Source organism: Sulfurospirillum sp., from assembly GCF_036802865.1.
Classification (GTDB): Bacteria; Campylobacterota; Campylobacteria; order Campylobacterales; family Sulfurospirillaceae; genus Sulfurospirillum.
Map to the genome: position 1 here is coordinate 23607 of NZ_DAIRVK010000005.1, position 23998 is coordinate 47604.

The 23998-nt window shown below is 38.4% G+C and carries 26 protein-coding genes; 23 read left to right on the forward strand and 3 right to left on the reverse strand.

Going from position 1 to position 23998, the window contains the following annotated elements; all coding sequences use genetic code 11:
* The first annotated feature begins 72 nt into the window (after positions 1-72).
* Genes alaS through V7Q04_RS10795 form a run of 6 tightly spaced genes read left to right on the forward strand, consistent with a single transcriptional unit; the run spans position 73 to position 7387 of the window.
* Positions 73-2619, forward strand: coding sequence for an alanine--tRNA ligase (alaS, locus tag V7Q04_RS10770; RefSeq protein WP_333805101.1), 2547 nt, complete (start codon positions 73-75; stop codon positions 2617-2619).
* 4 nt (positions 2620-2623) lie between these two features.
* A complete protein-coding gene (locus V7Q04_RS10775) occupies positions 2624-3124 on the forward strand; it encodes a hypothetical protein (protein WP_333805102.1) in 501 nt (166 codons plus the stop codon).
* Position 3125: 1 nt separating this feature from the next.
* Positions 3126-3680, forward strand: a complete 555-nt coding sequence (gene maf / locus V7Q04_RS10780; RefSeq protein ID WP_333805103.1) for a septum formation inhibitor Maf — start codon at positions 3126-3128, stop codon at positions 3678-3680.
* Positions 3649-4773 (forward strand): aminotransferase class I/II-fold pyridoxal phosphate-dependent enzyme, encoded by a 1125-nt coding sequence (locus V7Q04_RS10785; RefSeq protein ID WP_333805104.1) that lies wholly within the window; start codon positions 3649-3651, stop codon positions 4771-4773. The genes maf and V7Q04_RS10785 overlap by 32 nt, the downstream gene beginning before the upstream one ends.
* On the forward strand, positions 4770-5465 hold the full coding sequence (locus V7Q04_RS10790) for an ATP-binding cassette domain-containing protein (RefSeq protein ID WP_333805105.1): 696 nt from the start codon (positions 4770-4772) through the stop codon (positions 5463-5465). The genes V7Q04_RS10785 and V7Q04_RS10790 overlap by 4 nt, the downstream gene beginning before the upstream one ends.
* Complete coding sequence (locus V7Q04_RS10795) at positions 5462-7387, forward strand: transglycosylase domain-containing protein (protein ID WP_333805106.1); 1926 nt, start codon at positions 5462-5464, stop codon at positions 7385-7387. Before V7Q04_RS10790 ends, V7Q04_RS10795 begins: the two co-directional genes overlap by 4 nt.
* A 217-nt stretch (positions 7388-7604) precedes the next feature.
* Here V7Q04_RS10795 and glnA read toward each other — a convergent pair whose 3' ends face one another.
* Both glnA and V7Q04_RS10805 read right to left on the reverse strand, forming a co-directional pair.
* Positions 7605-9035 carry a type I glutamate--ammonia ligase gene (glnA, locus tag V7Q04_RS10800; RefSeq protein WP_333805107.1) on the reverse strand — a complete coding sequence of 477 codons (1431 nt, stop codon included), beginning with the start codon at positions 9033-9035 and terminating at the stop codon, positions 7605-7607.
* 71 nt (positions 9036-9106) lie between these two features.
* Entirely contained in the window at positions 9107-9886 is a 780-nt protein-coding gene (locus tag V7Q04_RS10805) for a histidinol-phosphatase (RefSeq protein ID WP_333805108.1), read from the reverse strand.
* A gap of 90 nt (positions 9887-9976) precedes the next feature.
* Between V7Q04_RS10805 and V7Q04_RS10810 the strand changes: the two genes are divergently transcribed.
* The 16 genes from V7Q04_RS10810 (at position 9977) to V7Q04_RS10885 (ending at position 21821) form a co-directional block, all read left to right on the forward strand.
* On the forward strand, positions 9977-10726 hold the full coding sequence (locus tag V7Q04_RS10810; RefSeq protein ID WP_333805109.1) for a chemotaxis protein: 750 nt from the start codon (positions 9977-9979) through the stop codon (positions 10724-10726).
* A complete protein-coding gene (locus V7Q04_RS10815; RefSeq protein WP_333805110.1) occupies positions 10727-11992 on the forward strand; it encodes a peptidase U32 family protein in 1266 nt (421 codons plus the stop codon). It abuts the gene before it with no gap.
* Between the two features lie 3 nt (positions 11993-11995).
* Positions 11996-12490: a 5-(carboxyamino)imidazole ribonucleotide mutase gene (gene purE, locus V7Q04_RS10820; RefSeq protein ID WP_333805111.1), complete on the forward strand. Its 495-nt coding sequence runs from the start codon at positions 11996-11998 to the stop codon at positions 12488-12490.
* Between the two features lie 11 nt (positions 12491-12501).
* Entirely contained in the window at positions 12502-12990 is a 489-nt protein-coding gene (locus tag V7Q04_RS10825; protein WP_333805112.1) for a DUF3972 domain-containing protein, read from the forward strand.
* A 25-nt stretch (positions 12991-13015) separates the two neighbouring features.
* Complete coding sequence (glyQ, locus tag V7Q04_RS10830) at positions 13016-13873, forward strand: glycine--tRNA ligase subunit alpha (RefSeq protein ID WP_333805113.1); 858 nt, start codon at positions 13016-13018, stop codon at positions 13871-13873.
* Positions 13873-14592 carry a Nif3-like dinuclear metal center hexameric protein gene (locus V7Q04_RS10835; RefSeq protein ID WP_333805114.1) on the forward strand — a complete coding sequence of 240 codons (720 nt, stop codon included), beginning with the start codon at positions 13873-13875 and terminating at the stop codon, positions 14590-14592. The genes glyQ and V7Q04_RS10835 overlap by 1 nt, the downstream gene beginning before the upstream one ends.
* A 14-nt stretch (positions 14593-14606) precedes the next feature.
* A complete protein-coding gene (locus V7Q04_RS10840) occupies positions 14607-15329 on the forward strand; it encodes a zinc ribbon domain-containing protein (protein WP_333805115.1) in 723 nt (240 codons plus the stop codon).
* A 3-nt stretch (positions 15330-15332) separates the two neighbouring features.
* Positions 15333-16484, forward strand: a complete 1152-nt coding sequence (gene waaA, locus V7Q04_RS10845; protein WP_333805116.1) for a lipid IV(A) 3-deoxy-D-manno-octulosonic acid transferase — start codon at positions 15333-15335, stop codon at positions 16482-16484.
* Position 16485: 1 nt separating this feature from the next.
* Positions 16486-17214 carry an RluA family pseudouridine synthase gene (locus tag V7Q04_RS10850; RefSeq protein ID WP_333805117.1) on the forward strand — a complete coding sequence of 243 codons (729 nt, stop codon included), beginning with the start codon at positions 16486-16488 and terminating at the stop codon, positions 17212-17214.
* A gap of 171 nt (positions 17215-17385) precedes the next feature.
* Positions 17386-18726: a signal recognition particle protein gene (gene ffh, locus V7Q04_RS10855; protein ID WP_333805118.1), complete on the forward strand. Its 1341-nt coding sequence runs from the start codon at positions 17386-17388 to the stop codon at positions 18724-18726.
* Positions 18727-18802: 76 nt separating this feature from the next.
* On the forward strand, positions 18803-19033 hold the full coding sequence (gene rpsP, locus V7Q04_RS10860) for a 30S ribosomal protein S16 (protein ID WP_333805119.1): 231 nt from the start codon (positions 18803-18805) through the stop codon (positions 19031-19033).
* Positions 19034-19035: 2 nt separating this feature from the next.
* The gene (locus V7Q04_RS10865; protein WP_333805120.1) at positions 19036-19281 is read left to right on the forward strand and encodes a KH domain-containing protein; all 246 of its coding nucleotides are present in this window, start codon (positions 19036-19038) and stop codon (positions 19279-19281) included.
* Complete coding sequence (gene rimM / locus V7Q04_RS10870) at positions 19274-19813, forward strand: ribosome maturation factor RimM (protein ID WP_333805121.1); 540 nt, start codon at positions 19274-19276, stop codon at positions 19811-19813. The genes V7Q04_RS10865 and rimM overlap by 8 nt, the downstream gene beginning before the upstream one ends.
* Complete coding sequence (gene trmD, locus V7Q04_RS10875; protein ID WP_333805122.1) at positions 19813-20505, forward strand: tRNA (guanosine(37)-N1)-methyltransferase TrmD; 693 nt, start codon at positions 19813-19815, stop codon at positions 20503-20505. Before rimM ends, trmD begins: the two co-directional genes overlap by 1 nt.
* Before the next feature lie 21 nt (positions 20506-20526).
* Entirely contained in the window at positions 20527-20883 is a 357-nt protein-coding gene (gene rplS / locus V7Q04_RS10880) for a 50S ribosomal protein L19 (protein WP_333805123.1), read from the forward strand.
* Positions 20884-20960: 77 nt separating this feature from the next.
* Positions 20961-21821 carry a damage-control phosphatase ARMT1 family protein gene (locus V7Q04_RS10885; RefSeq protein WP_333805124.1) on the forward strand — a complete coding sequence of 287 codons (861 nt, stop codon included), beginning with the start codon at positions 20961-20963 and terminating at the stop codon, positions 21819-21821.
* On the opposite strand, the gene V7Q04_RS10890 is transcribed toward V7Q04_RS10885, so the two are convergent.
* On the reverse strand, positions 21818-22981 hold the full coding sequence (locus tag V7Q04_RS10890) for an aminotransferase-like domain-containing protein (RefSeq protein WP_333805125.1): 1164 nt from the start codon (positions 22979-22981) through the stop codon (positions 21818-21820). The two genes, V7Q04_RS10885 and V7Q04_RS10890, sit on opposite strands and share 4 nt — an antisense overlap.
* 113 nt (positions 22982-23094) lie before the next feature.
* Here V7Q04_RS10890 and V7Q04_RS10895 point away from each other — a divergent pair, with 113 nt between their 5' ends.
* Positions 23095-23943, forward strand: coding sequence for an AraC family transcriptional regulator (locus V7Q04_RS10895; RefSeq protein ID WP_333805126.1), 849 nt, complete (start codon positions 23095-23097; stop codon positions 23941-23943).
* Positions 23944-23998 lie beyond the last annotated feature (55 nt).

Below are 23998 nucleotides of genomic sequence, written 5' to 3' on the forward strand. Positions count from 1 at the left end.
GGTATTTAATAATACCCTTTAGGTTTTTTAGCTAAAATAGATGAATTTTTCATAACAAAATAGGACAATAGTATGGACGTAAGAGCTGAGTTTTTAAAGTTTTTTGAACAAAAAGGTCACAAGATTATCGAGAGTTCTCCCCTTGTGCCAGATGACGCGACGCTTCTGTTTACCAATGCAGGCATGGTTCCTTTTAAGAGTGTTTTTACAGGCGAAGTACCTCGTCCAAACCCTCCACGTGCGACAACGTGTCAAACGTGCATCCGTGCGGGTGGTAAACACAATGACTTAGACAATGTCGGCTATACAGCGCGCCATCATACTTTTTTTGAAATGCTTGGAAACTTCTCTTTTGGTGATTACTTTAAAGAAGATGCCATCTCTCACGCGTGGGAATTTGTTACAGAGGTTTTAAAACTTCCTAAAGAAAAACTGTGGGTAACAGTTCATGAGAGCGATGATGAGGCTGAATCGATCTGGAAAAAACACATTGACGCTAGTCGCATTATGCGTTTTGGCGATAAAGACAACTTCTGGCAAATGGGCGATACAGGCCCTTGCGGACCATGTAGCGAAATCTTCATCGATCAAGGTGCTGAGAATTTTAACACTCCTGAGGACTACATGGGAGGAGACGGCGATCGTTTCTTAGAGATTTGGAATCTTGTTTTCATGCAGTACGAAAGAGATAAAGCAGGTGTGCTTCATCCACTTCCAAAACCTTCCATCGACACAGGTATGGGTTTAGAGCGTGTGACTGCGGTGAAAGAGGGCGTGTTTAGTAACTATGACTGTTCACTGTTTATCCCTTTAACCGACAAAGTAGCAGAGCTTTGTGGTAAACCGTATGCGTATAAAACGGGTGCGAGTTACCGTGTTATCGCCGATCACATTCGTGCAGTTTCATTTCTTGTTGCACAAGGAACAACCTTTGGTCGAGTTGGACGTGGTTATGTTCTTAGACGTATTTTAAGACGTGCAGTGAGACATGGCTATTTACTAGGGCTTCGTGCTCCATTTATGTACAAACTTTTAGATACCTTGTGTGAGCTTATGGGTAAACAGTACCCATATCTTGTCGCTAAAAAAGAGGTTATTGCTGAACAGATTAGAAACGAAGAGGAGAGCTTCTTTACAACCATTGCTTCAGGACTTGAACTCTTTGAAAAAGAGCTACCCAATACCAAAACCATGTTCAGTGGCGAAGTAGCGTTTAAACTCTACGATACCTATGGCTTCCCTCTTGATCTTACGGCTGATATGCTCAGAGAAAAAGGTTTGAGTGTTAATGAAGCAGAGTTTGAAGCTTTGATGGCGGAGCAAAAAGCGCGTTCAAAAGCCTCATGGAAAGGTAGTGGCGATAAAGCAACCCAAGGTGAATTTAAACCACTGCTTGAAAAATTTGGTCTCAATACATTTGTAGGCTACACTCAAAATGAAGCCAAAACAAAAGTTTTAGCACTTTTAGATGAGAACTTCAAAGAGGTTCAAAGCTTAGAAGAGAACGGTTGGGTCATGTTTGCGCAGACACCATTTTACGCGATGAGCGGTGGACAAAGCGGCGATGAGGGTATCATCGAAGGTTATGGAAAAGTTATTGATACCAAGAAATTCTTTGACCTTAACCTTTCACTTGTTGAACTTGAAAAGCCTTTACATGTAAATGATGAGGTAAATCTTAGCGTTGATCTTTCTCGCCTTGATATCGAAAGACATCATAGTGCAACACACTTGCTACACAGTGCACTTCGCAAAATCTTAGGTGAGCATGTCTCTCAAGCAGGTAGTTTGGTTGAAAAAGATCGTCTTCGTTTTGACTTCTCTCACCCAAAAGCATTAAGCTTCGAAGAGATTACAAAAATTGAAGCGTTTGTAAACAGTGTCATCGCGAGTGGCGTTGTAGGTCAAACAAAATTGATGAATGTAGAAGAAGCAAAAAACAGTGGTGCGATGGCACTCTTTGGTGAGAAATACGGCTCAGAAGTTCGTGTGGTAAGCTTTGGTGATGCAAGTATTGAGCTATGTGGTGGAACACACGTCAACAACACTGCTAACATCGGAAGCTTCTTTATTCAAAAAGAGAGTGGCGTTAGTGCGGGAGTTCGTCGTATCGAAGCGATTTGCGGTAGTGCGGCATTAGCGTATGCTCAAAGCTTGAGAAGCGAGCTCGAAGCGATCAAAGAGAGTGTCAAACACAAAGAACCATTGATTGGCATTAACCGTCTTAAAGAAGAGATCAAAACCCTAAAAACTGAAGTAGAATCTTTAAATGCGCATGCTGGAAAATCCGTAGAGTCTTTAAATGTTAACGGTGTTGAACTGATTGTTGATGTACTGGGTGCTGGTGATATTAAAGCGCGTATTGATGATCTTAAAAATGAGAAAGAGTCTGTTGCGGTTCTTTTACTGCAAGTTAAAGATGACAAAGTGATGATTGCTGCGGGTGTTAAAAATGCGGCTATTAAAGCAGGAGCATGGATCAAAGAGATCGCACCAATCGTCGGTGGAGGAGGAGGAGGTCGAGATGACTTCGCTCAAGCTGGTGGTAAAGATGCTTCTAAAATAGAAGAGGCCAAAACTGCTGCGCTTGCGTATGCAAAATCGGTTCTTCAAGGCTAGAGGGATGATGCGAGATTTTTTTATAGAGGTATTTGGAGACTTTAGCAGAATCATTGTTTTTTTACATGTCATTAGTTCTGCACTGCTCATTGGCAGTATGTTTGTGATGCGTTTTGTGATTCAGCCAGCAGAAGAAGATATTCCTGATGAAAAGATCAAATTTAACAGTTGTATGAATATGATGCGTCGTTACATCTTTTTTCTTGTACCCGTGTTGCTTATTATTGTGGTAACATCGGTCTTTATGCATATTGGCTTAGGCTTTAAAGCAGGTAATCCTACCACGTATGTAATGGTACATACGAAAGAAGCACTCTGGACATTTATAACGTTTAATTTTATTTACATGTATTTTAAATATCTCAGAGCCAAAAAAGGTTTAGCAGAAGAAAACTACATTGAGGTTGAAGAGAATGTGATCTTGATGGTGAGGTATCTCATTCCTCTTAACTTGCTTTTAGCTCTTATATCAGTCTATTTTGGCGTAATTCTACGAGGCTTTTAAGATGCAAACGATTGTTTTAGGCTCATCTTCCATTACCCGTGCGGACTTGCTCACTAAATTTGGTGTTCCTTTTATTCAAAGAGATGCTGGATTTGATGAAGAGAGTCTTTGCATTGGAGATCCTGCTCATTTTGTCTATCATGCGACCAAAGGAAAGATGGAAAGTTATCTTGAAAAGTACGACTTGGAAATGCCTGTTTTATGTGCGGACACAGTCGTAACTGCCAATGGAATGATCCTTCGTAAAGCAAAAGATAAAGCAGATGCCAAACGTATTTTAGAGGCACAAAGCGGCAATACTGTCAGTATTCTCACCTGCATGATTTATAAATCCAAAACATGTGAGCTTATTGATCTTTCAACGACCGATTATCTTTTTTTACCCTTTGATGCTAAAGACCTTCATAATTATTTAGAAGGTGATGAGTGGCGAGGCAAAGCAGGGGCGTGTATGGTGGAAGGATTTTGTAAATCTTACATCAAAGAAGTTGTTGGGCTGGAAAGCACGGCTATGGGGCTAAGCGTTGAAAAGCTTTTGCCTTTTTTACCCAAGTAACATGTATCAAAACGAACTTAACGCCATCACCAAATCTAATCGCTACCGAAGCCGTAAGCTTTACACAGATGATTTAGCGGATTTTAGTTCCAACGATTACCTTGGATTTGCTGAAAATAAAACACTTTTTGAGCGTGCGGTTACGCAAGTCTCACAGTATAAAACCCATGCACCTAAAGCTTCTATTTTGGTCAATGGTTATCATCCAATTCATCAAGAATTTGAGGCATTTTTAACACAACACAATGGATTTGAAGCAGCCTTGGTATGCGGTAGTGGCTTTTTAGCCAATTTTTCGCTCATTGAAGCCTTACCTCGCAAACGTGACCTTTTGATTTTGGATGAAGAGTACCATGCCAGCGGTATGGTGGCTTCTAAAACTGTCGATGCGGAAGTTCTAACCTTTGCTCACAACGATGCCAATCATCTTGAAAACCTGATTAACACGCATAATCACAATCGCATTATTATCGCTGTTGAAGGCATTTACTCCATGAGTGGAGATCTTTTAAACAGAGATATTTTTGAAGTAGCCGATCGTTATAACGCGCTTTTGATTGTCGATGAAGCGCACAGTGTTGGTGTTGTAGGTGAAAACCTTCGAGGCGTTTTTGATCTTTTTGGCATTACGCCTAAAGATAACCATATTAAAATGGGAACATTGGGAAAAGCGCTTGGAAGTTATGGTGCGTACATCTTATGCTCAGAACACATCGCTGAATTTTTACAAAATCGCGCAAAAGCGATTATTTATACGACAGCTCCATCTTTGTTTGATATTGCCTTGGGGTATCAGGGATTGCTGTATATTTTGAAAAACAGAGCAAAACTGCGTGTTGAAATTGCAACACGACAGGCTGTTATTAAAAACATTTTGAATGTGAAGATTGATGGGTTGATTTGCTCGTACCCTTTGAGGGAAGACGCTCATGCATTAGCTGTTCAACAAGGTTTGATTGAAGAGGGCTTTTTAGTGGGGGCTATTCGTCCACCAACAGTGCCAAAGCCCATTTTACGGCTTATCCCAAGGCTTGGCGAGAGTGTATCGCAGTTAGAAAAATTATGTGTCCATATCCAAAAGGGTGCATTTTGAGCTTTACCTGCAATCAACTTCTCATCAAAAGTAAAGAAAAAACACTGCTTGATGTCAGTTTCTCTTTTGAGCGGTCGTTTGCATTGATTGGTGAGAGTGGTAGCGGAAAAAGTTTGACACTCAAAGCACTTTTAGGGATGTTACCTCAAGAGTTACAGTCATCTCTAGAGTATGATGCTTCGTATGAACTCAAACGTGGGCAGAGTATCGCTTTTGTACCGCAAAATCCTTTTACGGCACTCTCTCCGCTGACTAAAATTGAAAAACAGTTCATGGCACCACTTGAACAAGCACAGAAGTATTTACGTATGGTAGGGCTAGATGTTGATTTTTTAGATCGTTTCCCTTCTGAACTCAGCGGTGGACAGTTACAACGTTTGATTATAGCCATGGCACTTTCTATTGAGCCAAAATTGTTATTATTGGATGAACCTACCACGGCATTGGATGAAGAGAGTAAAACAACCGTTTTGGATTTGATTGAAAAGCTTCAAAAAGAGTGTGGATTTGATTTGTTGTTTGTCACACACGATATTGGAACGATTGAGCATTTATGCGATGAAGTGGGAATTATTAAAAATGGAAAAATCGTTGAACGCGGTTTAACCAAAACCATTTTACATGACCCTAAAGTTGCTTATACTAAGCAGCTTTTAGAGTCTGGATTTAGACAAAGGAGTTTTAGAGAGTGAAATATATTATGACTATTTTAACCATGCTTGGGTTTGCAGCATTGATGGCAATTATTTTTTTGTACGCGCAAATTCGTTTTGATGCGTATAAAATTATTGAATATACCCCAAAATTAACCACACAAATTTACGATAGAAATGGTGAGTTGGTTGCCAATCTTTTTGACGATGAGAATAGACTTTATGTTGAGTTTAAAGACATTCCTGCACGTGTCATAGAAGCACTTGTTGCAACGGAAGATACCTCATTTTTCGAGCATAATGGTATTAATATTGAAGCTATTTTTAGAGCGCTTGTTAAAGATATTCATGCCATGAAAATGGTGGAAGGTGCGAGTACCATTACGCAACAGCTCATTAAAAATACGGTCCTAACCCGTCAGAAAACCTTGACACGTAAACTTAATGAAGCAATTTTGGCGTACACCGTCGAATCATCTCTCACTAAAGAGCAGATTTTAGAGCGTTATTTCAACCATGTCTATTTTGGTCATGGTTATTATGGTATTAAAACAGCAGCCCTTGGCTACTTTAATAAATCCTTAAATGCTTTAACCATCAAAGAAATTGCCATTTTAGTGGGTCTTCCAAAAGCCCCTAGTTCCTATGATCCGACTAAACATATGGATCTTTCATTAAGTCGTGCCAATCAAGTCGTTAATCGTCTCTATACGCTTGGCTGGATTAGTGAAACAGAGTACACCAAGGCAACACTGGAACATCCGATGGTTTATGATGAGACATTAACCCGAAATAAAGCGCCTTACGTGGTGGATGAAGCCATTAAAAGTTTGGGTGGGGAGTATGATGACATTAAAAAAGGCGGCTATAAAATTTATTTAAGCATTGATCTTAAACTTCAACAGCTTGCCCATGAATCGTTAAATGTTGCCTATAAAGGTATGGTGTCCCGCCTTGGAAAAGATGTCAATGCAACAGATCTTAATGGTGCCATGGTGGTTATGGAAAATGGTACAGGCAATATATTAGCGCTGATTGGAGGCATTGATTATTCAAAAAGTAGTTTTAATCGTGCAACACAAAGTAAACGCCAACCAGGATCAAGCTTTAAGCCTTTCTTATATCAAAAAGCCTTAGATTGGGGTTATTCACCACTTTCTGAAATTCCTGATATTTCACGAACGTATGTTAACAGCGAAACAGATGAGACATGGACACCAAGGAATTATGAAAATGATTTTGAAGGTTTGATTACGCTTAAAGAGGCATTAGTGCATTCGCGTAACCTTGCAACCATCAATCTTTTATCGCTTTTAGGACTTGATACTGTTTATAAAGAGCTCAAGAAAGATGGGTTTAAAAGCCTTACCATGGACCTTTCCATAGCACTTGGAAGTTTCGGTGTTTCACCGCTTGAATACAGTAGCTTTTACTCAATGTTCCCAAATTATGGGGTACGAACGGATCCATTATTAGTACGAAAAGTGATTAACCGTCAAGGTGTTGAGAAAGTGTATGAAACCAAAACTCAAACGATTACTTCAGCAAAGCAGAGCTATTTGATGATTGATATGATGAAAGAAGTTGTTAAACGAGGAACGGGCAGAAATGCGCAAGTGCCGGGTATTGAAATTGCAGGAAAAACAGGAACAACTAACAGCAGTGTCGATACGTGGTTCTGTGGTTTTTCTCCTGATATTGAAGTCATAACGTGGTTCGGTAATGATAATAATTCACCGCTCAAAAAGGGTGAAACAGGTGGTAAGTCTGCAGCACCTGCCTTTAAACATTTTATGACCAAGTATATTGAACTGCATCCTGAAACAACGCGTGAATTCAAAATACCAGAAGGTGTTAACGCAAGGAAAGTGGATGGTACGACAGAGTTTTTTACCGATGTTTCGCCATTCCCAAAAACCAATACAAAACAACTTAAAGAAGAGGGTGGCTTGATATTCTAATGAAGTAAAAGGAAAGCTTCGCAATACGTAGTAGTGCGGAGTTTTCGGGCTTTGAGAGGGAAGAGAATCTAGGATTTAATTCTGCCTCGAAGAGGCAAAGCTTTAGTGCCCAGTGCAACGTAGCTTTTCAAGCTCTGCTTGGAAAGCGTGTAGACATAAAAAAAGGGGAGTGAGAAGTTCTAAAACTCCCCCACTCCCCTGATAAATCTTTAAATGACTAGCAAGAGAACATTGTTTTAAATTCAAATGCTGTAGGTCTAGCCTCATCTGGCCAAACTTGAGTTTCAAATTTGTAGTGTTGGTATGTATCAATGAATTCTTTTGTCATAACTGGGCTTAGGTATTCATTGTCACGAATAAGTGCTTCAAGTGATCCTCTTAAAGTATGAGGCATTTGGTTAATACCTTTCTCTCTAATCTCATCAAGTGAAAGTTCAAACAAGTCTTCATCCATTGGACCAACAGGCTCAGTTTTTGTGTTGATACCATCAATTCCTGCAAGAAGCATAGAAGCAAATGCAAGGTATGGGCATGAAGTTGAATCTGGGAAACGCATCTCAACACGAACTGATTTCTCGCCAGCACCGTAAGGGATACGACAGCTAGCTGATCTGTTTTGCATAGAGTAAGTAAGGATTGATGGTGCTTCAAATCCTGGGATCAAACGTTTGTAAGAGTTGGTTGATGGGTTAGTAAATGCTGCAACACTTCTTGCGTGTTTCAAGATACCACCGATGTACCATCTTGCCATGTCGCTAAGGTTTGCATATTCGCCAGCTTTAAAGAATAAGTTTTTACCATCTTTCCAAATTGATTGGTGAACGTGCATACCGCTACCATTGTCACCGTAAAGTGGTTTTGGCATAAATGTAGCTGTTTTACCGTTAAGGTGTGCTACCATTTTAACAACGTATTTGTATTTTTGAACGTTATCCGCAGCTTCAATAAGTGTTCCAAATTTAACACCGATTTCGCCTTGTGCTTGAGCAACTTCGTGGTGAACAACAAATACTTCAAGACCAACTTGTTTCAAAGTTTGAACCATCTCAGCACGTAAATCTACCATAGAGTCGATTGGTTGAACTGGGAAGTAACCACCTTTTGTGCCTGGGCGGTGACCTGTGTTGTAACCATCGGTATAACTTTTAGCGCTATTCCAAGCACCTTCTTCTGAGTCTACCTCATAGTAAGAACAGTTGATGTCATCTCTAATCTTTACATCGTCAAATACGAAAAATTCATTTTCTGGTCCAAAGTATGCAACATCACCAAGACCTGTTTTTGCAAGGTATGCTAATGTTTTTTTAGCGATACTTCTTGGACATTTCTCATAAAGGTCACCTTTATAAATATCAAAAACATCACAGAATACAACAACGGTTGAGTCAGCTGTAAAAGGATCTAAAAATGCTGTTTCTGCTTCAGGTTTAAGCAACATGTCTGATTTATTAATTGGTTGCCACGCATCGATAGATGAGCCATCAAATGGGATACCATTTGCAAAAGATTCTGCACTAATTGCCTCTATAGTATATGTAAGGTGATGCCATGTTCCTTTCATGTCAGTGAAACGAAAATCAACAAATTCAACCTCATTGTCTGCGCAGTATTTGAAAAATTCTTCAACACTGTTTACGAACTTACCCATGTAGTAACTCCTCTAGTTTAAATTTTAGTAATTTTATCAGATTGAACTGAAAATAAGGTTGCTATCATTGATTAAAAATTAACCAATATTCGATCCCTGTTTTCAAAAGTTGCACATTTTTTATACCCATAGTTTTTTGCGATAATGCGAAGTTCTTCTTGGTTAAAGCCAATATGCTCTGGTGCATGGGCATCTGAACCAAAGGTAATCGGAATGTCATGTTCCGCAATAATCTCCAAAAGTGGATGACTCGGATACTGCTCTCCTACAGGTTTACGAAAGCCTGCGGCATTAAGTTCTATAACCATATTGGCTTTTTTGATTGCTTTGATTGCTTTTTGAGCAAGTATCCTGACATCTTTTTTGGGCAGGAAATTAAAAACTTTGATCAAATCTAAATGCCCCACAATATCAAAGTGACCACTTTTTGCAAGAGACAAGATCGCTTCAAAGTATCGTTCCCATACTTCATCAATATTTTTTGTGCGGTACTCCCCTATAAATTCGGGGTTATCAAAGCCCCATGAACCTAGATAATGCACAGAACCTATAAAATAATCAACTGGGCGTTTGAGTACTCGCTCATCAATATAACCTTCTAAAAAATCGACTTCATATGCCAATAAAATTTTGATGCGATCTTTGTACTTTTCTTTTATATATAAGACATCACGCTCATAATCTGCCATTTCAGAAAAGCCCATGCGATAGGCTTCATCAAAGTTCATTGGTGCGTGATCGGAAAAGCCAAATACATCTATTTTTTTAGCAATAGCCGCTTGTACATACTCTTCAATCGTTCCTTCAGCATGGTTGCATAAAATGGTATGGTTATGTAAATCAATTATCATGATAGGGCTCCTTAGATCAGGGTCTTAAAGTTAAATTATATAAAAAGTTCACTATAATAGACCATAATTTGCATTTTGAGGAGAAAGCTTATGACGCAAGAAGAACTTGATGCTTTGATGGCGGGCGATTTAGAGGATATGGACGATGCTGCGCCAGCTGAAAGTGCATTAGAAGAGGTTGCCGAAGTTGCTGAAGAAGAGCAAGAACAAGAACAAATAGACAGTGAAGCGTTAGAAACAGCACAAGATAAAGCCGCTACACAAATGATGAATGAGTACCGACCTTCATCGACTATGTCTTGGCCACCACCACCGCCAACAGATGATCACAAAATGGTACATCAATTAGATGATGTGACTAAAGACTCTGAGATCAAAGCAACACAAGTCTTTGATAAGCTCGAAATTGTCAGTAGTTTTATGATGAGCGCAGAAGAAAATTCAAAAGAAGTTATTAAACTCATTGAATCAAATATTACTCTTTTTGAAACATTGGTTACAAAATTCCCTAAAATTGATCAGTTCCAAAAAGCACTGGATGACAATAAAGGCATGAAAGATCGTGTGGAAGATCTTTTGATGAATGCACAGATGGCGGGTGATGAAATTATGATGACCATGGACATTATGCAGTATCAAGATATTCATAGACAAAAAATTGAGCGTGTTATCAATGTTATGCGTGCCCTTTCAAAATACATGAGTGCTCTGTTTGAAGGCTCCAAAGATGATTCAAAACGTGTTAGCTCAGCGGTTCACATTCATGGTGACTCAACAACAGAAGATGTTGTTAGCAGTGAAGATATTGAAGCATTAATTGCAAGTTTAGGAAAAAAATAGGTGTCAAACGTCGAACTGCTTTCTCCTGCTGGAAATTTTGAAAAATTAAAAATAGCGCTTGCTTATGGCGCAGATGCTGTGTATGCAGGGGTAAGTCACTTTTCCCTTCGCATACGTTCAGGCAAAGAGTTTACGTATGAAAGTTTTGAAGAAGCGATCAAGTACACCCATTTGATGGGTAAAAAGCTTTACGTCACTATCAATGGTTTTCCTTTTAATGCCCAAATCTCACTTTTAGAAAAGCATATTGAGAAAGTTGCCGCAATGAATCCTGATGCGTTCATTGTAGCAGCACCAGGGGTTATTAAACTCGCACAAAAGATTGCACCGCACATTCCTGTACATCTCTCCACTCAAGCCAATGTTCTTAATTATCTTGATGCTGAAGTTTATTATGATATGGGTGTAAGACGTATCATTGCGGCGCGTGAAGTGAGTCTTAAAGACCTTGAACAGATTAAAGCACGCTTACCAAAGCTTGAGCTTGAAGTCTTTGTTCATGGCTCAATGTGTTTTGCCTACAGCGGACGTTGTTTAATTAGCTCTGTTCAAAGTGGACGTGTTTCAAACCGCGGAAGTTGCGCCAATGATTGCCGTTTTCCCTATACACTTTACGCTCACAATGAAGAGAGTGGTACGCTTTTTCGTGTCGAAGAGAGCGAAGAGGGCACGCACATCATGAATGCGAAAGATCTGAACTTGAGTTCGCATGTTAAAGAGATACTTGATTCTGGCGTGATTGATTCACTAAAGATCGAAGGACGTACGAAAAGTTCGTATTATGTGGGCATTACTACTAAGACCTATCGTCAAGCGATTGATGACTATTATGCTAATACGTTTGATGCTGAAAAATATACTAAAGAGCTAGACACTACAAAAAATAGAGGCTTTAGCGAAGGTTATCTTGTCAATCGTCCGTTCGAAAAAAATGATACGCAAAACTTAGCACACTCCATAAGTGAGGGCACCCATCAAGTGATTGCACAAGTGAGTGAAGATGGAACAAACTGTCTTTGCAAAGATGTTTTATCGTTGCATGTAAATTATGAGCTGATTATGCCATCACATGTCAACGTTGAGGCAGTAGATAATGAAATCGGTAGAATTTTTAAAGAAGAAGATGTTTGGAAAGTATGTTTTACGAAGCTTCAAACACCAAGTGGTAAAGAATTTGATGAGATTCATAGTGGCAATGTCAATGCTATTGTATTACCGACAACGTTACCTGGATTTACATTTTTAAGAGCAAAAACAAAAGGATAAGGCGTGAAATTCGTTTCTATTATAATGGGAAGTAAAAGTGATTATACCGTCATGGAAGAGTGTGCAAAGACACTTGAAAAATTTGGTGTTATGCATGAGATCATCGTCTCTTCGGCACACAGAAGTCCAGAGCGAACCCACCAGTATGTTAAAAATGCTGAAGCAAAAGGTGCTAAGGTCTTTATTGCAGCAGCAGGTATGGCAGCACACTTAGCAGGTGTTGTTGCTTCACTCACTACAAAACCCGTCATTGGTGTTCCGATGAAAGGGGGTGTTATGGAAGGTATGGACGCTCTTTTAAGTACCGTTCAAATGCCAGGGGGTATGCCAGTAGGTACCGTAGCTATTGGTTCAGCAGGTGCAGTAAACAGTGCGTACTTAGCAATGCAAATTCTAGCCCTTGCGGATGAAGAGTTAGCTGCAAAACTTAAAGAAGATCGTATTTTAAAAGCAAAAAAAGTCGAAACAGATTCAATGGGAATTGAAGTAATCATCTAAAAGGTGGCACAATGAACAGTTGGTTGGAGATTGAAGAGTTTAGTCAATTAGTCAATTTGGATATTTCTGCCATCCAGTCATTAATTGATGAGGGCAAACTAATATCCAAAGAAGAAGAGGGACAATGTTTTGTTGAGGTAAGTCGTAGTGCGCAAGCACTCATTCCTGCAACACGTGGAATTGTACTTGAGGATGCTTATGAAAGCTCTTCAGTCACCATGAGCTCTGAATTTGTTGAAAAAACCGTTGGGGCAATTTTAAGCTTGCATGAAAAAGTCTTAGATGCAAAAGAAGAGACATTGGATGCACTCAAAGGCGAAAATCACTTTTTAAAAGAAGCTCTTTTCTCCGTACAAGAGCTTTGTGATGAAGATCGCAAAGTCATTGAAACGCTTACCAAACAATTGGAATTGTTACAAGATGAGCTTGAATTTACCAAGCGAAAATACAAAATGATGTGGAATAAAGCGGTGGAAAGTTACACACCACCAACGAAATAATTTTTACATGTAAAAGGAAAAGATAGTGTTAACTTTTAGTCAAATGCTTTTAAACCTCCAAACTTTTTGGCAAGATCAAGGCTGTACCATAGTTCAGCCCTATGACATGCCAGCAGGCGCTGGTACATTTCACAATGCAACGTTCTTAAGAAGCTTAAGCAGCAAACCTTGGGCAACAGCGTATGTTGCACCAAGTCGTAGACCAACAGACGGAAGGTATGGTGAAAATCCAAACCGTTTGGGAAGTTACTATCAGTTTCAAGTATTAATCAAACCAAGCCCCGATAACATTCAAGAGCTTTACCTTAAAAGCCTTGAAATGCTAGGTCTTGATATTAAAAAGCATGACATTCGTTTTGTTGAGGACAATTGGGAATCGCCAACACTGGGTGCATGGGGTCTTGGTTGGGAAGTCTGGTTGGATGGTATGGAAGTTACGCAGTTTACCTATTTTCAACAAGTCGGTGGCATTGCGTGTAATCCTGTATCGGTCGAAATTACCTATGGTGTTGAGCGGTTGGCTATGTATTTGCAAGAGAAAGAGTCTGTTTTTGATCTTGTCTGGAACGAAAACCAATTTGGTGTGACAACGTATGGTGATGTGCACAAACAAAGTGAGTATGAATTTAGTAAATACAACTTTGAAATCGCCAACGTTTCTATGCTGTTTGATCAGTTTGAAAATGCGCAAGTTGAATGTAAACGCTGTCTTGAAGAGAATTTGCCGTTGCCTGCGTATGATTATTGTTTGATGGCTTCTCATACGTTTAACGTTCTTGATGCCCGTAAAGCGATCTCTGTAACGCAGCGTCAAAATTACATCTTGAAAATTCGTGAACTTGCCAAAGGGTGCGCTGTTAAATACAAAGAAGTAGTAGGTTGATGCGCTTAGGTGACATTTACGACTTTTTAGATGCCTTAAGCCCTTTTGCTTCTCAAGCAGCTTGGGATAACAGCGGGTTATTGATCGGAAGCAAGGATGATGTTATAGCGCAAATCTACCTAAGCTTGGATGTGGACAGCTCGCTACTCGAAGAAGTTCTTCCCAATTCACTTATTATAACGCATCATCCACTGATATTTAGTGGTTTAAAACAGCTTAACTTTGCAAAATATCCTTCCAATTTGATCCAAAAAATGGTTCAAAAAAAGATAAGCTTGATAGCCATGCATACCAATTTTGATCTTTCTCATCTCAATGCGTATGTGGCTTCAAAACTTGGTTTTGAGATCAAAGAGAGTAAAGAATTTGTGGCATATTGTGATGTCAACCAAAGTTTGGATGATCTTGCGTTACATGTCAAACAGGTGTTTGGTATTGAAAATCTGCGAATCGTACGAGCGAAAGAGTGGATTGGACGATGTGCACTTACGACAGGATCTGGAGGTGATTTAATCTCCAAAATCGAAGCAGATTGTTTTTTAAGTGGTGATCTAAAATACCATCAAGCTTTAGAGGCAAAAGAAAATAACCTCTCATTAATTGACATAGGTCACTTTGAGTCCGAGCGCTATTTCCCAGAGTGTTTAGCCAATTATTTGAAAAATTTGCCATTAAAGGCTATAATGTCAAATTCTAAAAATCCGTTTGAGTATAAATAGAGGACACATAACATATGAATAAGTATTTAGAACAGTTAATTGAGCTTTCCAAGTTAGACAAAGAGATCGACGATTTTGGCCCAAGAATTGCCAAAGTTGAGAAAATGTTGAAGCTTTCTTTAGACAAAGAGAGAGATTTAAAACTCCAAGCTGAGTCTTTCCAAGCAGATATCGCAGACGCAAAACTCAAAAAATCAAAAAATGAATCACACCTTGCAGAACTTTCAGCAAAGCTTAAAGAGATTGCTAAAAAAAGCTCTATCGTTAAAACAGCTAAAGAGATTAAAGCACTTCAGCTTGAAGAGGAAATTTCAAAAGAGCAGTGTGACTTTGCCAATGATGAGATCAATCGTTTAGACAAAATCATTGAATTAAAACAAACAAATATTGCAGGATTACAAGAAAAAATTGCAGATGCAGTTAAAGAAGCAGAAGAAATTAAAGCATCTATTGATTCACAGATTCAACAAATCGAAGAAGAACGCAGAAATATTTATCAATCAAAAGATGAATTAGTGACACAAATGAGCCAAAAAATCTTGACATTTTATCAAAAAATCCGTAAATGGGCTGAAAATACAACCGTTGTGCCTGTTAAAAAGCAAGCATGTTATGGCTGTTTTATGCGTATGAATGATAAGACATATGCAGCTGTTTTAAAACAAGATGACATTGTTACATGCCCACACTGTGGACGTATTTTATACAAAGAGATAGAAGAGGAAGCTAAGGCATAAGCTTTGAGCTTTTTTTATTACATCTTGGCAGCGCTCCTTTATTTTGCAGCGTTGCCTTATTTACTGTATCTTCGCTTCAAGCCTAAATATCAGCATTCTATCCCCGCTCGTTTTTTTTTGAATAACAATCCTCGCTTTGCGGAGGGTGGCATTTGGTTTCATGCCTGTTCCTTTGGTGAAGTGCGTTCTTTAAGTCCTTTTATTGACAAAATAGAACCCTTAGATGTACGCATTAGTGTTATAACGCAAACAGGATTTAAAGAAGCATGTAAACATTCTAAAGTGCAAGTTCGTTATTTGCCTTTTGAAATTTTTTTACCCTTTTGGATGGTGCATCAAAAAGTATTGATTGTGATGGAAGCTGAGCTGTGGCCACTTCTTTTTATTGTAGCCAAAGCAAAAGGGATGAAAACGGTTTTACTCAATGCCCGTATTTCGGATAATTCAAATGTCTCTTATCAACGATTTGCTTGGTTTTATCGTTGGATTTTTAGCCATATTGATCTTGTTTTTGCACAAAGCGACCAAGATGAGCAAAGACTTAAGCTTTTGGGCGCTAAAGAAGTTCGTGTGAGCGGTAATATAAAAGTCTTTAGTCACTACGAAGTAACTCACACGTATGTTAAAGCGCAAGGTAAAAGAGTGATCGTGATGGCGAGTACGCACGAAGGTGAAGAAGATTTGCTTTTAGCGCATTTGACATTATGCCCAGAAGATCAATTAATTGTTGTACCAAGGCATCCAGAACGATTTAGCAAAGTGGATAAACTCTTAACCGAGTATGCCCTTACTGCGGGCAAATCGTATGCACGTTTGTCAGAACAGACAACGATTGATTCTGATATTATTTTATGTGATAAGATGGGCGAACTGAATAATCTTTATGCCATTGCAGATGTGGTTCTTTTAGGTGGCTCTTTTATTGATGGTATTGGTGGGCATAATCCGTTGGAACCTGCTTATTTTAAGACAAAAATTATTAGTGGTGCGTTTATTTTCAACCAAAAAGTGCTTTTTGAATTAGTTGAAAATGCCATTACCTGTCAAGTTGAAGAGTTAAAAAACGTTTTTGATCGTATTGAGGAATATCCTCACAGTACTATCTCTCATCGTAGTGACATTGAGCCACTACTCGAGCAAATATTAGGAAAATAAAATGGAAAAAGCATATAAATTATTAGCCCAACAAGAGGGCATCTCTAACCGTGCTGCAAAAGATCTTATTGATCGAGGTGTTGTATACACTGCGGGTAAAAAAGTGAGCGTAGCGCGTGGAGAATTAAGCGAAAGTAGTACCTTTAAAATTGAAAAAATTGCACCTATCAAAGTTTTATTTGAAGATGAATTTATTATGGCGGTTGATAAACCTGCATTTATGACATCTGAAGAAGTTGCCGAGATAAAAAAATTACCTCTTTTGCACAGGCTTGATCGTGAAACCAGTGGCGTTTTACTTTTAACCAAAGATGATGAATTTCGCATAAAAGCAGTCAATGCTTTTAAGAAAAAAGAGGTTCAAAAAGAGTATCTTGCTATTGTTGAAGCAAAAGTCGTTGAAGCAATGACTATTAACGCGCCAATCATGACCATTAAAAAAGGGAATACAGCCTACAGTAAAATTAGTCCAGAAGGTAAAGAAGCCATTAGCCATATTGAGCCTTTGATGATTGAAGGTAAGCGTTCTAAAATTAAAGTTTCCATTGAAACAGGCAGAACACACCAAATCAGAGTTCACCTTAAAAGTATCGGAGCGTCTATTTTAGGAGATACGGAATACGGTGGGCGTCCTCATAAGCGTTTGATGTTGCATGCTTCAAAAATTATGTTGTTAGGATATATTTTTCAAACAAAAGAACCTGAAGATTTTATTAAATTTAGCATTTGACAAAATAAAAGAGATGGCTTCAAAAGCCCTAAAATAGGAATATATTGCCAGCTTTAACTTCTAGAATAGCCCATATATTTTAAGGTTTAATTTAGTTTAAAGTATTTGTTGTGTATTATTTCACTCCTTTGCAAAAAGAGAGTACATGTGAATAGATGAAAAGGATAGTTTGTGTTTGAGGTTTTAACCGATTCGTTTCAATTAGCGATTAATAAAATACGTTTCAGTGATGATGAAAAATCTTTAAAAAGTGCTTTAGAAAACCTTAAAAAAGCGCTTCTAAAAGCTGACGTGCATCATAAAATTGTACGTGATTTAGTGCGCCAAGTTGAACTTGATACGAAAGCCAAAGGAATTGGAAAAGATAATTTTTTACGTTCTTTAAAAACAAACTTAACAACAATATTAACAGTACAAGGACGCCAAGGATTTATCTTCGCTCCGAAACCACCAACAACCGTTTTGATGGTAGGTTTGCAAGGAAGTGGTAAAACAACCACTACTGTAAAATTAGCAAATTATTTAAAATTGAAACAAAAAAAAGTTTTAGTCGTAGCGTGTGATCTTCAGCGTTTGGCTGCGGTTGAGCAATTACGCCAACTTTGTTCGGCTAACGAAATTGATCTTTACTTTGAAGACGCAACGGTAAATCCAGTCGTAATTGCGAAAAATGCGATGAAAAAAGCTAAAGAGGGTTTGTATGATGTCGTTTTAATCGATACAGCAGGTCGTTTAGCGATTGATGCAGAACTTATGGATCAGCTTGAAGCTATCAAAAAAGATGTGACACCTGATGAAATCTTTTATGTCGCTGACTCTATGACGGGTCAAGATGCGGTTAAAAGTGCGGTGACTTTCCATGAGAAGATTACCCTTAGTGGTGTTATCTTAAGTAAATTTGATGGTGATGGTAAAGGTGGTGTCGCACTGGGTATTGCTGAGCAGACCAATGTACCGCTTCGTTTTATCGGTGTAGGTGAGAAAGTTGCAGATTTAGAGCACTTCATTCCTGATCGAATTGTCAGTCGTTTGATGGGCGAGGGTGATCTTGAAACCTTGGCTGAAAAAACGAGTTCAATTATCGATGAAAAACAAGCTAAGGCTTTAACGAAGAAGATTAAAAAAGGTGAATTTAACTTCAACGACTTTTTAGAGCAAATGGAGCAGATGAAAAAGCTGGGTAGCATGAAATCACTGATTGGAATGATTCCAGGTCTTTCGCAGATGGCTGGAAAACTCCAAGATGTCGATATGGAAAATTCGGTTGAGATGAAGCGCATCAAAGCAATGATAGGCTCTATGACTAAAAAAGAACGTGAAGATCCAGAATTGCTCAATAACAGTCGAAAAAGAAGAATTGCAGAAGGTTCAGGTCTTTCTCAAGTGGAAGTCAATCGCTTTTTAAAACAATTCCATAATGCAGCAAAGATGGCAAAGAAATTCTCAGGTAAAAAGGGAATGCAAGATCTTCAAAATATGCTTTCACAAAGTAAACACGCACACCTTCGTTAGGGTGTGACGGTTTATATTTGCATGTAAAATTTACATGCAAATCTAAGTCGTAAAAAAATTTAAGGAGACCATAAAAATGGCAACAGTTGTAAGATTAACAAGAATGGGTAGAAATAAAGCTCCATTTTACAGAATCGTCGTAACAGACAGCAGAAAAAAACGTGATGGTGGATCAATCGAGACTATCGGTTATTATAACCCACTTAGCAATCCTCAAACAGTTAAGTTTGATGCTGAGAGACTTGCTTACTGGAAAAGCGTTGGCGCAAAGATGAGTGACAGGGTTGCTAAAATCACAGGTAAATAATCATGATTGACAAATTTCTCGAAGAGTTTGCCAAACTTTTGGTAGACAATCCAGCAGGTGTACGTGTCGAGCGAAGTGATGTTGATGGAACATTTTGCGAAGTTGTCATCTATGCAGATAAAGTTGATACTGGTAAGTTGATTGGCAAAGATGGCAAGATGATCAATTCGCTCAAGACACTTATTTCTGGTTGTAAAGCAAAAGACGGTATATCTTACAGAGTGACTGTCAAAGCTAACGATGAATAATCAATCTTCTCTCATTGAAGTCGCTCAAGTTGGGCGACTCGTGGGCTTAAAAGGTGAGCTTAAACTTCACCTTCAATGTGACTTCCCCGAGCAGTTTAAAAAAGGCAAAAAGTTTAAAACCCAAAAGGGTGAGATACTTGAAGTTTTTTCTTTTAACCAGCCTCGTGGGCTTATCTCATTTGTTGGCTATCAAACCAGAGAAGATGCCGCTAAACTTGTCAATACATTTTTACTGACAACGGTAGAAAATTCAGTCCAAGAGTGTGCTCTTAAAGAGGGTGAGTTTTTTTGGTTTGATTTAATTGATGCCAATGTCGTTGATGAAGATAGAACACTTCTGGGTGTTGTTGATGAGATAGAACGCATTGCTACGACAGATTATTTAGTCATAAAAACGAATGATGCTTTGGTGAAAAAAGGGTTTGCAAAAACATTTTATTTACCTTACATTGAACGGTATATTATTATGTTTGATAAGGCAAAAAAAGAGGTACTAAGCAAAGATGGTTTAGGAATTCTGGAGAACTCCTAATGCGTTTTACGTATGTAACGCTCTTTGAAGGATTGATTTCTTCTTATTTTGAAGACTCCATTCTTAAACGTGCCATTGCAAAAGAGCTTTTAAGTGTTGATTTTTCTAATCCAAGAGATTATACAAATAACAAACATGGCAAAGTTGATGACTACCAAGCCAGTGGCGGAGCAGGGCTTGTGCTTTTCCCTCAACCCTTGTTTGACCTTTTACGTGAGATAAAACACGAATCAAGTGAAGCGTATATCATTTTTCCAACTCCATCTGGAAAACTTTTTACGCAAAATGATGCAAAACGATTGGCTTCAAAAAAGCATTTGGTTTTTGTAAGTGGACGTTATGAGGGAATAGATGAGCGTGTTATTGAAACATTTGCCGATGAGCTTTTTTGCATAGGTGATTATGTTTTAACGGGAGGAGAGCTTCCGAGTCTTGTGATGAGTGATGCGATTAGTCGCAATATAAAAGGTGTTCTTGGAAACGAGGATTCTTTGAGTATGGAGAGTTTTGAGAGCCCACTTTTAGAGGCACCGTGTTTCTCAAAGCCACCAATTTATGAAAATAAATCAGTGCCCTCAGAGTTTTTAAAGGGAAACCACGCTAAAATCACAAGCTTAAAAAATAAAATGTCTGAATCTAAAACAAAATACTTCAGACCCGATCTGTTTTCTCGCTTTAGCGTGAAGCATTAGAATGAACAAAAAGGATAATAGATGAGAAATAAATATATTGAAGCTTTTGAAGCAGCACAGATTTCTGAGAAGAATGTTCCTGCATTTAGAGCAGGTGACACTTTAAGAGTTGCTGTTAAAATTATTGAAGGCGATAAACAACGTATTCAAAATTTTGAAGGTGTTTGTATTGCAAGACGTGGTACGGGTACAGGCGAAACTTTTATGGTAAGAAAAATTGGCGCAAACAGCGTTGGTGTAGAGAGAATCTTCCCAATTTATTCTGACAGCATTGATGAGATCGTTGTTCTTAGACGTGGTATTGTAAGACGTGCGAAACTCTTCTATCTTAGAGATAGACGTGGTAAAGCTGCAAAAATTAAAGAACTTAGAAAATAATTATTTTTGGGCAGTAGCAAACTTTTTGTTACTGCCGTTTTCCTCTTTTCTCTCCCACTTAACTTTAAAAGAAATTCATGAAACTACACGAACATTGTTTAACTTGTATTTATGATCAAACAAAGCGTGTCTGTGATATTTTACATGTAACGGATATACAGCGTCAAGCGATTGATGTTTTAGCACATCAGCAGATCAAAATATTTGATATGAATCAAACACCTCCTCACAATGCGGCTCCTTTGTATGAAGCAATGGCATCATTATTGAACGTGGAAGATTTGTACGCTGAATTTAAACAAGACTCTTCTTTCAAAGCTAAAGCTTTTATTCCTTTATGCAAGCAGAAAATTGAGGCAAGTTCTAATAAACTCTTTGAAGCAACGAAAACAGCCGTTGCGGGTAATGTGATTGATTTAGCTGCTGTGATGCTCTATGATCTTGAAGAGGAGCTTGAAAAAATCTATCATACTCCGTTTGCTATTGATGATTTTAAAGCTCTTGAGGCACAATTACGTAACACAAAAACATTGGTTTATTTAGCGGATAATGCCGGTGAAGAGATTTTTGATAAGCTTTATATTCAAACTATCAAAGAGCTTTTTCCTAGCCTTGATGTTTACTATTTTGTACGAGGGCGACCTATTATTAATGACCTTATCTCTAAAGATGCACAGGCTTCTGGAATGGATGAAGTTGCAAACATCGTTGATAGTGGCGTGCCGACTCCCGGGCTTGTGTTGGAGCTGATGAATGAAAATGCACGTGGAATTTTTGAAAGAGCCGAGTGTATTATTTCCAAAGGCATGGGGAATTATGAGTGTTTAGGTGAAGTTAAAGGGCTACCTATTTTCTTTCTTTTTAAAGTGAAATGTAATGTGGTAGCCCGTGCTGTTGGGGCAAGCCTTGGCAGCATTGTCTGTAAAATGGGAATTTAGCTTAGGTTTTGATACGCTTCAAAGAGTTTTTGTACACCCTCTGCAATCTGTTCTAAGCTTGAATTAGTATAGTTGAGCCTTCCGTAAGAGCTGATACGTTTATCCGCAAAAAACACACTTCCTGGAACGAACGCTACACCTTGTTTAATAGCCACATCAAAAAGCTTCATACTGTCATCGCATTTTTTAAAGTTTACCCAAATAAACATACCACCTTCTGGTACGATAAATTCAATGCTATCTCCGAAAAGTTCATGCAGTGCTTTTACCATCGCATCGCGTTTTGGACGGTAGTATTCGATCAACGTTTTGGTGTGCTCTTGCAGTTCACCACTTTGCATCATTAACGCACAAATATGTTGAAAAAACTTTGAGTTTTGTAAATCTGTACTTTCTTTACTAAGCGTTAATGCGCTGATAATTTCTTTAGGTGCCCTCATCCAACCGATGCGAAAATCAGGGGCGAGTGTTTTTGAAAATGTACCCAAGGCAATAGTGAGTTCAGGCAATAAATCAGCAAATGCCGTAGTTTGTACACCATCATATCGAAGTGCTTCATATGGGCTATCTTCAAGTAAAATGACATTGTATTTTTGGGCAATTCGTACAACTTCTTTACGATTTTCCAATGTGTAAGAATAGCCTGTTGGATTTTGAAAAATAGGAATTGTATAGAAAAATTTTGGTGAATAATCTCTAAATAAAATTTCCAACGCTTCTGTATCGACACCCTTAGAAGTGAGTGGAACGGCTTTAATCGTAGCGTTGTACATATGAAAAAGTCCAAGTGCAGCAAGGTAACTTGGGTCTTCAACGATAATACAATCTTTTTCATCTAAAAATGTTTTACATACCAAATCAAGCCCTTGTTGTGAGCCATTGGTCAACATAATTTCTGCCGATGTTGTATGGGTATATTTTTTAGCAATTTCTACTTTAAGCGCTTCAACTCCTGATGCATTGCTGTATTGAAACAAGCGATTGTCTGCTGTTTCAAAGAGCTCTTTTGCATGTTTCTCGATGTTCTTTCGTGGAAAAAGTGCTGCATCTGGAAGTCCTCCTGCAAACGAAATAATGGAGCTTTGCGCCGTTAAATCTAAGATAGTACGTGTAAATGAACGTGATGCTGTGGTAACACGTTTTGCAAATTTAGTTTGCATTGACTTAGCCTTTATAAAAAATGTATCGTATTATAGCGTTCAGTCATCTGCATTGCCACATAAAATGAGGGATTTGTTTTGTCCATTTGTGCTATAATTGTTTTATGAAACAGATGACTAAAAATGACCATATTGAACGTGTGAATGAAGTACTGTTTTACATTCACGGAGATATTGAAAAGAATTTTTCTGTGGATGAGCTTTCGACGTTAGTTGCAACATCACCGTTTCATTTTAATCGCATTTTTAAAGATCTTACCAAAGAGAGTTTACATGCTTACATTAAGCGTGTTAAACTTGAACATGCTGCTAACCTTTTGCTTTTTAATCCTGATGCTACGATTACGCATATTATGCATGAAGTTGGGTTTACATCCAATGCCTCTTTTTCACAAGCCTTTAAAGAAAATTTTGGTGTTACGCCTACCAAATGGCGTGAGGTAGATATTGCTAACGAAAACAGAGACTTGAGTTTTTCGCATAAACCGTTACAAGTAAAAATTTGTTCGATGCCTAGTTTTGATGTTGCGTACGTAAGACATAAAGGGTATGATCGAAGCATTAAAATGGCGTGGTTAAAGCTTCAAGAGTGGTCATTGCGTCAGGGAATCGATTTTAATCAACAGCGCATGATAGGCTTACATCACAGTAATCCACGCTTTGTCGAGTCTGCTCAGTGCCATTACGTGGCATGTTTAGAGCTTCCTGTTGGAAAAAAATTTTACCGAAGTGGCGAAATTGGTGTCATGTGTATTCCTCAAACGTTTTGTGCGGTTTTTTCATTGCAAGGTGTTTATGGGGATCTTAAAAAGTTTATGGATGTGATCTACCACGAATGGTTACCTAAAAGTATTTATGAAAAAGCGGCACTGCCTTCTTTTGCTCTCTACCTCGAAAACCATTTTATCAATGCTGATGAGTCGTTTGATTTGGACTTTTGTGTTCCAGTACGATTTAAATAGACTAAATTATCATTAATTAATCCTTTTAAGCAACCAACAAACAAACCATCGTTAC

Excerpts from the sequence above, each read along its gene's own strand:
- alaS (WP_333805101.1), top strand. The coding sequence starts at position 73 with ATGGACGTAAGAGCTGAGTTTTTAAAGTTTTTTGAACAAAAAGGTCAC.
- V7Q04_RS10775 (WP_333805102.1), top strand. The coding sequence starts at position 2,624 with ATGATGCGAGATTTTTTTATAGAGGTATTTGGAGACTTTAGCAGAATC.
- maf (WP_333805103.1), top strand. The coding sequence starts at position 3,126 with ATGCAAACGATTGTTTTAGGCTCATCTTCCATTACCCGTGCGGACTTG.
- glnA (WP_333805107.1), bottom strand. The coding sequence starts at position 9,035 with ATGGGTAAGTTCGTAAACAGTGTTGAAGAATTTTTCAAATACTGCGCA.
- V7Q04_RS10805 (WP_333805108.1), bottom strand. The coding sequence starts at position 9,886 with ATGATAATTGATTTACATAACCATACCATTTTATGCAACCATGCTGAA.
- V7Q04_RS10810 (WP_333805109.1), top strand. The coding sequence starts at position 9,977 with ATGACGCAAGAAGAACTTGATGCTTTGATGGCGGGCGATTTAGAGGAT.
- V7Q04_RS10825 (WP_333805112.1), top strand. The coding sequence starts at position 12,502 with ATGAACAGTTGGTTGGAGATTGAAGAGTTTAGTCAATTAGTCAATTTG.
- V7Q04_RS10835 (WP_333805114.1), top strand. The coding sequence starts at position 13,873 with ATGCGCTTAGGTGACATTTACGACTTTTTAGATGCCTTAAGCCCTTTT.
- V7Q04_RS10840 (WP_333805115.1), top strand. The coding sequence starts at position 14,607 with ATGAATAAGTATTTAGAACAGTTAATTGAGCTTTCCAAGTTAGACAAA.
- V7Q04_RS10850 (WP_333805117.1), top strand. The coding sequence starts at position 16,486 with ATGGAAAAAGCATATAAATTATTAGCCCAACAAGAGGGCATCTCTAAC.
- rpsP (WP_333805119.1), top strand. The coding sequence starts at position 18,803 with ATGGCAACAGTTGTAAGATTAACAAGAATGGGTAGAAATAAAGCTCCA.
- V7Q04_RS10865 (WP_333805120.1), top strand. The coding sequence starts at position 19,036 with ATGATTGACAAATTTCTCGAAGAGTTTGCCAAACTTTTGGTAGACAAT.
- rimM (WP_333805121.1), top strand. The coding sequence starts at position 19,274 with ATGAATAATCAATCTTCTCTCATTGAAGTCGCTCAAGTTGGGCGACTC.
- trmD (WP_333805122.1), top strand. The coding sequence starts at position 19,813 with ATGCGTTTTACGTATGTAACGCTCTTTGAAGGATTGATTTCTTCTTAT.
- rplS (WP_333805123.1), top strand. The coding sequence starts at position 20,527 with ATGAGAAATAAATATATTGAAGCTTTTGAAGCAGCACAGATTTCTGAG.
- V7Q04_RS10885 (WP_333805124.1), top strand. The coding sequence starts at position 20,961 with ATGAAACTACACGAACATTGTTTAACTTGTATTTATGATCAAACAAAG.
- V7Q04_RS10890 (WP_333805125.1), bottom strand. The coding sequence starts at position 22,981 with ATGCAAACTAAATTTGCAAAACGTGTTACCACAGCATCACGTTCATTT.
- V7Q04_RS10895 (WP_333805126.1), top strand. The coding sequence starts at position 23,095 with ATGACTAAAAATGACCATATTGAACGTGTGAATGAAGTACTGTTTTAC.